This is a genomic window from Glaciecola nitratireducens FR1064, from assembly GCF_000226565.1.
In the GTDB taxonomy this organism is placed as follows: domain Bacteria; phylum Pseudomonadota; class Gammaproteobacteria; order Enterobacterales; family Alteromonadaceae; genus Glaciecola; species Glaciecola nitratireducens.
Genome location: NC_016041.1, coordinates 4,076,355 through 4,087,413 on the forward strand (window position 1 = coordinate 4,076,355; position 11,059 = coordinate 4,087,413).

At 44.4% G+C, this 11,059-nt stretch carries 9 protein-coding genes; 1 reads left to right on the top strand and 8 read right to left on the bottom strand.

The genetic code is table 11. The annotated features are described in order from the left end of the window. The 8 genes from GNIT_RS17275 to GNIT_RS17310 all read right to left on the bottom strand — a co-directional run bounded on the left by GNIT_RS17275 (position 1) and on the right by GNIT_RS17310 (position 9,044). Positions 1-1,998 (bottom strand): FAD-binding oxidoreductase/lyase, encoded by a 1,998-nt coding sequence (locus tag GNIT_RS17275; RefSeq protein ID WP_014110616.1) that lies wholly within the window; start codon positions 1,996-1,998, stop codon positions 1-3. A gap of 12 nt (positions 1,999-2,010) precedes the next feature. After that, on the bottom strand, positions 2,011-2,685 hold the full coding sequence (locus GNIT_RS17280) for a hypothetical protein (RefSeq protein WP_014110617.1): 675 nt from the start codon (positions 2,683-2,685) through the stop codon (positions 2,011-2,013). A gap of 2 nt (positions 2,686-2,687) precedes the next feature. Then, positions 2,688-3,878: a DUF3570 domain-containing protein gene (locus tag GNIT_RS17285; RefSeq protein ID WP_014110618.1), complete on the bottom strand. Its 1,191-nt coding sequence runs from the start codon at positions 3,876-3,878 to the stop codon at positions 2,688-2,690. Further along, complete coding sequence (locus GNIT_RS17290; RefSeq protein ID WP_014110619.1) at positions 3,865-4,137, bottom strand: DUF4266 domain-containing protein; 273 nt, start codon at positions 4,135-4,137, stop codon at positions 3,865-3,867. Before GNIT_RS17290 ends, GNIT_RS17285 begins: the two co-directional genes overlap by 14 nt. Before the next feature lie 5 nt (positions 4,138-4,142). Further along, positions 4,143-4,706, bottom strand: a complete 564-nt coding sequence (locus GNIT_RS17295; protein WP_014110620.1) for a TlpA disulfide reductase family protein — start codon at positions 4,704-4,706, stop codon at positions 4,143-4,145. A gap of 16 nt (positions 4,707-4,722) precedes the next feature. Beyond that, positions 4,723-5,424: an outer membrane beta-barrel domain-containing protein gene (locus GNIT_RS17300; protein ID WP_014110621.1), complete on the bottom strand. Its 702-nt coding sequence runs from the start codon at positions 5,422-5,424 to the stop codon at positions 4,723-4,725. A 144-nt stretch (positions 5,425-5,568) separates the two neighbouring features. Further along, positions 5,569-6,318, bottom strand: coding sequence for an SH3 domain-containing protein (locus tag GNIT_RS17305; RefSeq protein WP_014110622.1), 750 nt, complete (start codon positions 6,316-6,318; stop codon positions 5,569-5,571). Continuing rightward, the gene (locus GNIT_RS17310; protein WP_014110623.1) at positions 6,318-9,044 is read right to left on the bottom strand and encodes an HzsA-related protein; all 2,727 of its coding nucleotides are present in this window, start codon (positions 9,042-9,044) and stop codon (positions 6,318-6,320) included. The genes GNIT_RS17305 and GNIT_RS17310 overlap by 1 nt, the downstream gene beginning before the upstream one ends. A 753-nt stretch (positions 9,045-9,797) precedes the next feature. On the opposite strand from GNIT_RS17310, the gene GNIT_RS17315 reads away from it, so the two are divergent. After that, positions 9,798-11,057, top strand: a complete 1,260-nt coding sequence (locus GNIT_RS17315) for a hypothetical protein (protein WP_014110624.1) — start codon at positions 9,798-9,800, stop codon at positions 11,055-11,057. Positions 11,058-11,059: the final 2 nt, after the last annotated feature.

The window sequence follows — 11,059 nt, forward strand, 5'->3', positions numbered from 1 at the left end:
TTATCGACCACTTCCCGGTTGCGCTAAATCTTGTATACGAATGATCGCGAGCCTTGTAGCCACCTGCTGTTCCGACAATTCTTGCATTCTCAAGGCCATGTTGACTTGTAGGAACTCAGTTAAACGTCGGGTTATTGAATCAACTAGGATTTTGGTGCGTGCATAGTCAGCTTTTGCGCTTAAGGCCATAGCGTCGACACGCGCGCGCTGTTCAGCAATTATTTGGGTATCACTCTGCAGCTTTTTAAGACGTTGATATTGTTCATTGGCATCCGCGTACGCAACTTTCAGCTTTGATAACTGTTTTTGATGTTGCCAACGAGTTTCTGGAAAAGCCTCCGATAATTCCCACTGCAGCAATCCTTTCAAGCGAGCAACACGCTGCGCATATTTTTTAGGTAACTTGCGCGCTCGCTCGGCATTGATCCGTTCAATTCTTTGCTCGGCCTTCTCTAAACGCTCCATAGCCGATACTTGCTCACTGGTTGCGAACAACTTGTCAGATATCTGGTCTGAATTTAGCGCAGCTTCAAAACTCTGGATGCGTGTCTCGGTGCTATCCAATATTGCCTGCGCATCGGTAAGCGATAGAGCATTCACTCGACGCGAAAAAGCTTGTTCGCGTTCATCCAGTAGCCGATACATACTGTCAATTTGCACCAAATTGTCATCCAGCGTATTCAGCAGCTGTTTGGCTTGGCGTCGAACTTCAAGAAGGTATGCGCTATCAATTTGTTCATCGCCACTCAGTAACAACACGTGCAGATCGCGATGTTCAATTGGCCAATTCCCATTAGCCACAGTATCCAAAAAATCGGCCTGCTCAACCTTTAAACCGAATTCGCTCAACGAGGCAATTGCGGAATCCAGTTGCCGAGAAGAATCTCGCAGCGAATGGAAAGCCTCGGCCAAAGCTCCCTGTTGCTCATAGCCATAAGCTAAACCGTGACTTGCCTGCATTGCGTAAATGCCTTGACTATTGTCACGTAAATATTGCCAAGCTGCCATTGCCAAAGGCCATCTGTTCTCCTTTGCAAGCGTCCAACCGTAGGTCAACATTGCTTGCTCGGCGTGCAGCGACTCACGGCCAATCAACTTAAGTGCTATAAGCGCATTTGTGTAATCTTTTTGTTCCAACAATGTCACGCCTAAACCATAGTTTAAGCGGTCAAATAACGCATTACGTTCTAAAAATGCACGCTCTTCCTGGCTATCGGTCAAACCGTTTCCAAACCAGTTAAACCAAGACCACCAGCTTGCGCTGACGTCTTCTTGTATTGATTTTTCAGCTGGCGTGTCATTAAGCTGTAATTTCGCAGCAATAAACGCGTCGCTCGCAGCGTCATAATCCTGTTGGTTGTGCTGTATAACCGCTTGATTTGCGATGAGGTAGGTTTGATAAATAGAATCGCTGTTTAATTCTTCCGCGAGTGTTTCCCAATCACCGCCATTGCTCATGCGTTCATGACTAACTTGGTAGATAAGCTCTTCCCAATACTCTTCACTTAATTCATCTTCTAAATCATTTTCGAGAATTGCGGCATACGCGCGTTCGCTCACGCCTCTGCGCTTTTGTGCAAAGCTTGACTTAGCCAGCCAAAACCATGTATTTGCTTGAATATAAGGATCAGCTGATTGCGCTAATAGGCGTCTAAAAATACTTTCAGCTTGTTGCGTCATACCTAGTTGCAGGCTCACAGCACCTTTCATTAGGTCTAGTCTGTCTTGGTTTTCATTTGAATAAGGTGTTTGCGCGGTCTCTTGGTTCAGGCGCGTAAGTGCCCCCTGTAGCAGCGTTTGATCCGGTGCGTCTTGAAAATAACTGTAAACCACCTGACCAAAGGCAAGGTCTTGGCGTTTTTGCGCTAAAATTTGTTCAGCGCTGCGTGTATCTTCAGCAACTGCAGGCGGCTCTGATGTTGAAACGCAGCCGTTGAGTGCTACCGAAACGATGGCAACACAAACAAATTTAGTGGCCTTGAATTGATTTATTAACAAAAGCAATGCGACCTAAAGTAATGTGGCTGAGAAAGTAGGTTGTTGCTTTGACGTCGAATCAACAATTTTAAGTTCTACCGTGGCGGCTTCGTCATCTTTTTCGAATTCCAAAGTCACCGCTCGTTTGTAAGGTCTATTTTCTGGACCTGTGCCGATGAAGAAAGCGGTTAGTTCTCTGCTACCCTGGTTTATATTACCAACGAACAAGCGTTGTACTCCGCCTTTGTATAAAGCATTCACTTGACGATCGGTATACAAATAATTTGTGGCTAATTTACCGTCAATTTTTAATTCAACGGCATCAAGTTTGAAGTACTCACCCACGTCCATGGATAAGTAAACCGCAACCTGAGTGCTTGATGGAAACAATAAGTCTTCTTCCAAAATAAACAAATCACGATTCAAATTAACCAGTGCTTGCTTTAGCGTTTCCATTTCAGCAGCTAGATCACTATCAGGAACCGGCGATTCGTTTTTAACCTCAGATAATGCTGGTGTTTGTTGATTGTTGTCGGCTTCTTGCGCGTGTGCGGGGTTTGACGCCGTTGTAAATATCGTCGCTGTAACCAGCAAAACGATAGCTAAACCAGCCTGCACCAATACATTCTTAAAGATCGGCACAGCGACCACCCGTGCAGTGCTGTGTAGGCTAGGAGCTGTAGCGCCCGATACATTTGTAATTGTCATATCTAGTACCAAATTGATGCAAAGATGCGTAACACATTTGCCGAGAATCCAAACAATGGCTCTTCACCCACAGGCGCTTCTGCTGTGGCATCTCTGAAGTCATCGTAATCAAATTTCATGTAATCCCATTCAAAATGCACCGCGCTCTTTTTGAAAGTAGCGGTTTGAGAGAATTGCCATTCGTAAGCCACACTAATACCGGCTGTTAGGCCTGTATATGAGCTCATTTCTTTGTCGCGCGCCATGAAGTTAAATTCATCGGGGCGACTAAATAAATCTTGATAAAAATCAGCTTTATCTTGCTTATAATGACGTACAAAAACTTCAAAAATCCAATCGTCTTTAATTGGATGAATATAGCCTACCTTGAAGTTTTGTGCTTTTATGCCCCAAGTGTCACTATATGTTCTTGCATCACCATAAATCGCAGCGCGATAAGGCAGATAATAATTTGCGTTTATAGAGTAAGCGGTACTAGAGCGGGTATTCGGATATTTTTCCGTCGCAAAACTAAATCCACGATCGGTGCTAGCATCCAAAAAACGCACAGAGCGATAGGGGTTATTTAAATAACCTTCATCTGAAATGTGTTCAATATTGAAACCAACAATTAAGCTTTTTGTCGCCACTTGGCTAAAGCCTAAGCCGTATTTTTGACGATCCGCTTCTTCCTCAAAGCTTTCATCACCGCGGCGACCGACAACATCCCAACCTTTCGAATAACTCAGGGAAATAGTGCTTAAGTCGCCAAAAAAGTCTTGGCTAATACCCACATAAACCGAATTTGCTTCAAAGTCGTTTTCACTGCTGTTGGTGAAACTCGTACTTAACAAGGTTTTGTTATTAAGGTAATCAACGCCAACGGTTTTTTCTTTGCGTACTTCTTCGTAAGGACTTGCCGTTGCTCGCACATCGATTGACGCGCCAGAAACCGTATCAACATAATAGTTTGCTGATACCGACACTTTGCCGCCTATATTTTTACGCAGCAACACTGAAGGGCCGTCAATAGTCACACCGTCGCCTTCGTAGGAATGATACAGCACGTCAGCGCGTTCAATCGGCAAAACAGCGCCCTTAGCAGCACCAATAAATAATGTGCTGACGACGAGACCCAAGGTGCATAAGGTAACCTTGAGCGAATTCAGTTTTTGTCGAATGGCCTTAGCAGCCTGACGTTTAGTTACAGCCACAACCACCACCTGCACCACCGTCAGCACCGCGCGCACCTTCACGTGATTCAAACACGTGCTTCGCATATGCCAAAGCGACTGGGTTGCGATTCATGCTCATAATCGGATCGGCTAGATTGCTGCGCTCATAAGGCTTGACCCAAGGCTCGAGATTAGCCAGTGGATTGATGCTTTCAAAGGTACTTGCGCAACCACTGCCTAATGTAGCGACGCAGCACACAAGTAATAATCGAACAGAGGCTTTATTGAATAATTTCATTAGCACTACTCCCGCATTAACATTTTAATGGCTTTTTCATATTTCTTTTCGTCACCCGAGCGATAACCTGGATGGATCAAACGCACGTTGCCGTCACGATCAACTAACACCGTCGTGGGCATCGCGCTGACGTCATAGAGCTGACTGACGTCGCCCGAAGTGTCGAACAATACTGGAAAACTTACCTCAATATCTTGCAACAGTACGTTGGCTTTTTCCGCTTCATCGTCCACATTTACCGCTAGTATCTCTACACCCATGTCTTGGTATTCTTGATATAGTTCTTCAAATGCTGGAAGCTCTTCGCGACAAGGACCACACCATGAAGCCCAAAAATTTACCAGGACTATGTTACCGCGCTGCTCTGATAATTTGATGTTTCCACCGTCTCGGCTTTTTAAAGTGAAGTCTGGCGACTTTTCACCCGATGTCGGTTTTGCTATGGCGGCAACGCTGGCGAAACTCAGAGCGATAGCGGCAACGCTTGTTACTAAATACTGACGCAGACCCACGGCTGATATATTTTTTACTGATTTTATTGTTGCTAAAGTCGTATTTATGTCTGTCATTATATGGTCTCGTTATTTAAAAGAAGAACGTTGTCCCCAGCGTAATCGCTAAGTTATGCACGTCCTTTTCAACGCCGATAATGTCACTGGTGAAAACGTGATCGCGCACGTCTACTTTCAATGCCCAAAAATCGGTCAATAGCAGTCGATAGCCTGCACCCGCACTTACCGTAAAACGCTCGTCACCACCAAAATTTGTGCTTCCGGCGCCCAAGGTGAAGTAAAAATCTGAGTTAAAGACTAAGTTATCTGTGAAGAAGGTTTCACCATTGATGTTGTAACCTAGTGATAAGTTATAATACGTATAGTCACGTTCATCATCGGTTAAAAAGGGCGCACCGCCCGACAGTTTTTCGAAACTAGTTTGCCCTGCAGTAGCTTGGGCGTAGCGAGCTTCAAGGAATAAGTTCTCATTAATATGATAAGCCAAGGACACACCAATAAGCTCGCTTGACTCAAAATCTTCAATGCTAATAAATCCGCCAAAAATACCTATTTCGATATCTTCGGTATCAATATCGGACTCACTAATTTCACGGCGTTCTATATTTGGGTCGATCAATGCGGGAGGCTGTTCTGTGTTTTCTTGCATCGGGTTTGCCGCTTTCTTTGCAAAAGCACTTTCTATTAACGAGCCTTGCGCAAACGCCGAACCGTTGAATAACACAATATTCAATACGGCCAATACGCTTAATATTACATTCTTATTAACTTTCATTCATTTCACCATAGTATGGGGTTCGTGCTTATACGATACTGTTCGCTACCGCCCATCAATTTTTTATTTCATGTAACTGTCTTTCTAGTCTTTTTTTGCAGTAATTCTTGCGTTCGAAATGTTTTTCGAAACGCATTTGACCCACTAAAAAAATACAGAAAAGCCTAACCTAAACTCTTCAATTCGCTCTTGCTCATCGCGATCAGTCAACGCAATAATATTTCGGTACTCAAGTTTAATAAGGGTGTTACGCGCAAAGTGATAACGCAGGCCTGCACCCACTTCGTAAAAATCACTCTTGCGAACTTCGTCGCCACTTTGTACTAGGTTGGAGCGAGGACGAGTATTAATGCCGCCAGCGCCTATCGTCAAGTAAGGACTTACTTTCCACTCAGGGAACGTATGGTGCTGCAATCGAATTGACCATAATTTGTTTTCAGAGAAATCGCCGAGTGCTTGAGTATAAGTTGCTTCAGCGATTAAGTTACCAGTAACGTTCCATGCAGCTGCTACCGAGAGGGCATTTACACTCTCCAGTAAACCGCCAAACGCACTGACTTCAAAAGTTCTATTGGTGTAGTCTTCAAAACTACCTGTGGGCACATAAAGTTGTTCACCATTAGGTTTCAACGTTTTACCAAGCTGTTCAGCTGACACCCAGCCTTCTTGGCCTTTTTGAGTGATCGCTTTGTACCAGCCGGTTTTCTTTTTCAGTATGGTGATGCTTTCACCTTGCTCAGCAACGTGAAAAATAGGATATTCGCTAGCGGGACCTGTTCGGAAATCAACGTAGGGTTCAACAATATTAACCAGAAGATACTCGCCCTTAGCTGACTGGCTAAATAAGACAAAGACAATAACAACGACGAATAAAAAGTAGGTGTTTAATTTCATTAATTTGTTGGTGCATCAAATGGGTTATTGTAGTTTTGGCCACCGACATCGAGCCATTCGCTTATCATTTTCAATTCGGCTGGACTCAACCAACCTTGGTGACTACCGGTTTCAAATGGTGCAAAAAAACCTGCGCTACTGCGCGCACCATTGACGCTCATTGTACTACCCACACCAACTTGCTGTGTTACCTGAATTGGGTTGCCTTCTGGATCAAGAATAGGTTCACCTTCTTCATCGAGCTCATATACGGGATTACCGTTATTATCGAAAACAAGCACTAGTCGTGGCAATAGCGCACCATCAACTAATTCCAATTCAACATCATTAAACATGAGTTCGCGGTAACTCGTTAACAAGTCTGCATTGACTGGCGACGGATTACCAGTTAATTCTAGTTGCGCGACAGGCACTTGCAGTTGATTTTCAGCATCAAAACGATTATGGCAAGCTATACAGGTGTTGTCCGCGACCACCATTCCCTCGGCATCAAGCGTTGAACGGTCGAGTTCAAATAAGGGTTGAATATGGTCTGGAAAATTAATCACGGCCCGGCAAATTGACGTCCAGTTTTGCGCACAACTTTGTGTAATAGGCAGGCTTGTTTGCAAATCAGCATAGCGATATTCAATATTATCCGCCGGGATTTGCACAGCAGGATCAGACCACACGTCTTCAAACAAAATATCGAGCGTTAAGTCAGGTACGCCATTAATACGAGTAAACGTTTCAGCCATAGTTTCGCCTAAATCAGCGAAAAGCACAGGATTAGTATTCGGAAACGGAACGCCTGTACTTGGCGCGCCTGTGTTGATGGAGGCATATTCAGCATCCGCTCTGCCGTGCGGTTGCAGTGTAATAGCCGAATTATTGCTGCCGTCGTGGCAACCGTTACATGTTTTGGTTTCTCCAGGCGCAACCTGTAGCCAATTCTCATGGCGTGCAGAAATACGTCTGCCTTGCGCATCAACAATACTGATACCGAAAGGGACTTTCGCGGGCACGGCAACTTTCACTGAGCCGTCAGGTTGGATCGGCGTATACCCTAGCACTTCACGCATTAACTGGTTTCTTGAACGCCCAAATGCTTCATTTTCGATATCCAAAGTATCTTCATCCGGAAGAGATACACTTTTTATGATTCTCAGGAAGCGAGCGGGTCGTTGTTCGACTGCAACTACAGTTGGGTCTGCCATATTTACGATACCCTGAGGACTCAAATCATCTCCGGCAAAATCATACACGCTGCGAATATGAATAACGCCCATATTGGCATCGATTAATGCTGTCTTGCTAGTATCAATAGTCGATGAAGGGTTAGCTGGAAATGGACGACTTTCAAGCGCAACCACTTCTGAGTAAGACACATTTTCTTGTGGCACAACTAAAGGAAGCTGTGTGCCTTCGGCTGGATCAAACATCCACAAACCATATAGCGGCGGCGCTTTCTCATAAGTAGGGTCCACTAGACTCTCTGCGCTACACGGCACGACTGAAGGCGCAGCGTCATCCGCCGAGTTTTCAGGCAGTGGTGCTAATAAACGGCACTGGCTCCAACTAAACAACTGGCGACCACTGCCATCAAATAAAGGATACAGGGCAGCAATATAACCCCCCGGCGAAATCTCAACTTCTATATCAATATTCTCAAATAGCGCTTTTTCTTGTGCTGGGCCGGTTAACGAATTTGCGGATGCGATGGGCGTAAAGTTATCAATGTAATTAGCCACATCAATCGCAACAAAATCAGTTCCTAACTCTTCTTTTTCAAAAGGCGTAAGCGCAACCAGGATGCGATTATCAGGCGTAACACGGGTTTGCGTAAAGTGAATATCAGCGTTGTTGCCCTCAGAATCGATATGGCTATGACGACCGTATAATATTTCCAGATCACTGCCATCTGGATTCATTTGATAGAGGTGGACACCCTTGCTCCCCCCAAATTGGTCCCAACGACTGAATATAATTTTTCCATTAGGCATGACTAAAGGATCGAGGTCGTGACTTTGGTTATACGAAATTTGCTCAATATTCTCGCCATTTGCATCCATTACGTGAAGCACAGAGGCATGTACGTCTCGGCCTTCTTCTAAGCCTGCGTATTGAGGCTTACCCTCATCCAGCAATCGAGCTTGGTTACCGCGCTGGCGTGTTGAACTAAATAAGATGCGACCATCTGCCAAATAGACAGGACCTGTATCTTCACCAGTTTCAGCTACGATGTCAGAGGAAATAACGCGGCGTAACTCCTGTGTTTCAACAATGTATTCCCAAATATTCCAAGTGGGTTGTTCATTGTCATCGGCATCTTCATCTGCCGGAGCACGCATGCTAAAAATAAGGCGAGAGCCATCGTAGGAACTTTCTAAATCTTTAATATCAATGGGGAGGCGATTACCTTCGTCATCAAGTCGATCAGTAAATGCGCTTGCGCTTATATCAACTTCCACGGCACTTGCATTCGCGCGTGCCTTTAGTATTAATGAAGCGCCGGGAATAAATAGCGAAGGTTCAGTAATAGAACGCTGCATATCGGCATCTTCAATACTTAAATCGCGCTTAATAACCGCAATGGGAACGTCAATAACAACTGGGTCCGGTGCTTGTTCTTCGCCTGTTATATTTTCACCACCACAAGCAGCAAGTACTAAGACACATGAGCACAACATCACATTTTTTAGTGACTTCGTTAAAAAATAGTCAATGTTTGGCCTGCGAGTCATCATATTACTCTGCTCATTTTGAAGATTAAATCGGCATCATTACAATACCTAGTTAGCCTACATATTTATACTGTCACTGAAGTGCAACGCCTTTATTGGCTGGACGCTAAAGGTATATTTATTTGCACCTAGGCTATGCGCACTTTTACGTTAGAATGACAGCGTGACACCATGCGGTTTATACAACAATCTCGTTATGTATATGTAAGGATTAATTATTATACCGACTGTTTAAGTATACTTATCTCTCCCCGCAATCGCGACAACGTATAACTAAAAAAACAAATATACGACCTTTAAATAACCAATTGATATATGAATTTATTGAGTCACTCATTCTTTGTCGGCAATTTTCGTAAGCACATTAATATCAAGAGTATTAGGAAATACGCCCGCTAGCCCGTCAAGCATCGGAAAGGCCGCCTTCAAAGCTGACATATCCTTGCTAAATAATTGAAAAAGATACTTATCAACTGTTGCGTATGAGCAACACTTTTCAAGCTATTTATTCATGTAAGCTCCTTAAAAAAGAGTCACGTACGATATTAAACCGTTTTAAAACATACACTTAAAATCAGCGGCACGCTTTTTGATAGGCAGAAGGGTTACGCGCCCAATTGCCTTTTGTATTTCGACTATCGGTTTTAGTACTGGTTAATCGGTATACAGGCGAACACTTATTGTTAGTAGAGAATAACTAATGATACGTAAATCACAGGTATAACGTAGGTCACATTCAAAAAAGGAGTTGATTCGATGCGCTTGTTAACAAATGAATCAAGAAGCCCAATTAATAACGTATCCATGACCATCAAGCAGACACTAAAGATAATCTGCTTATCAGCTCCTCTCCTTATAGCGAGTGCATTGGCCGCAGCCGGACCGTTAGAACAAGCCAAGCGTATGCATGACCGTTTAGCTGGCGTCCCCGGCACAACGGCTGTCATTCAACAAATGGCTGACTTAATAGATGCGGGTGATGCTCGAGGCGCTGCACAAATAGCGATGCAGTCACCAAGTTTTTATAACATTACCGTAAAAAACTGGGTTACACCTTGGACGAATGAAGAGTTTGACGTATTCGCGCCACTCAATGATTACACCGCAACCGTTATCGGTATGGTGAGAGATGACGTTGATTTTCGCCAAGTGTTAAGCGGCGACATTCTGTATGTAGCAGATTCAAGTGCAGGAGTACCTGCCTACAGCACAAATAACAATAATCATTATGAAGCACTAGAAGGGGAAGGTGCCGACCTATCTTCAGTGTTAATTGCTACTACGCAATCCTCACTTACCGGCATACCCGCAGAAGCAACTGCTGGCGTAATGACAACTAGAGGCGCCGCAAAATCCTTTTTTAAAGATGGCACTAATCGCGCCATGTTTCGTTTTACTCTGATGAATCACATGTGTGCTGACCTTGAAGCATTCAAGGATACCAGTCTTCCACCAGATAGAATTCGTCAAGATTTAAGTCGCAGCCCCGGCGGCGATAGCCGTATTTTTACCAACTCATGCTCTGGATGCCATTCAGGCATGGACCCGCTAACTCAAGCTTTTGCTTATTACAACTACGACTACGACGTTGAAGGCGACCCCGATGGCGTCAACGGTAGGATTGTGTATAACGCAGAAGGCCAAATTGACCCCGAAACGCAGCTAAGAGTACAAGCAAAGTATTGGATAAATTCGAATAACTTTCCCTTCGGCTATGTCACCCCCAACGATGACTGGGATAACTATTGGCGTGAAGGCCAGAACCAAACGATTGGTTGGTCATCCGAACTTCCTGGCTCTGGCAGCGGCGCTAAATCAATGGGCCAAGAGCTTGCCAACAGCCAAACCTTTGCGAGTTGCCAAGTTACAAAAGTATTTAAGAACGTATGCCTACGCGCGCCGCAAGATCAAACGGATCGAACAGCCATCGCTCAGATTCAATCTGAATTCATGGGTGACAACTACAACATTAAAAACGTGTTTGCCGCTACTGCAGACTACTGCAAGGGAGAATAGAA

What these genes read in the sequence shown, in the direction of transcription:
- GNIT_RS17280 (WP_014110617.1), bottom strand. Translation starts at nt 2,685, where the DNA reads ATGACAATTACAAATGTATCGGGCGCTACAGCTCCTAGCCTACACAGC.
- GNIT_RS17290 (WP_014110619.1), bottom strand. Translation starts at nt 4,137, where the DNA reads ATGAAATTATTCAATAAAGCCTCTGTTCGATTATTACTTGTGTGCTGC.
- GNIT_RS17295 (WP_014110620.1), bottom strand. Translation starts at nt 4,706, where the DNA reads ATGACAGACATAAATACGACTTTAGCAACAATAAAATCAGTAAAAAAT.
- GNIT_RS17300 (WP_014110621.1), bottom strand. Translation starts at nt 5,424, where the DNA reads ATGAAAGTTAATAAGAATGTAATATTAAGCGTATTGGCCGTATTGAAT.
- GNIT_RS17305 (WP_014110622.1), bottom strand. Translation starts at nt 6,318, where the DNA reads ATGAAATTAAACACCTACTTTTTATTCGTCGTTGTTATTGTCTTTGTC.
- GNIT_RS17310 (WP_014110623.1), bottom strand. Translation starts at nt 9,044, where the DNA reads ATGATGACTCGCAGGCCAAACATTGACTATTTTTTAACGAAGTCACTA.
- GNIT_RS17315 (WP_014110624.1), top strand. Translation starts at nt 9,798, where the DNA reads ATGCGCTTGTTAACAAATGAATCAAGAAGCCCAATTAATAACGTATCC.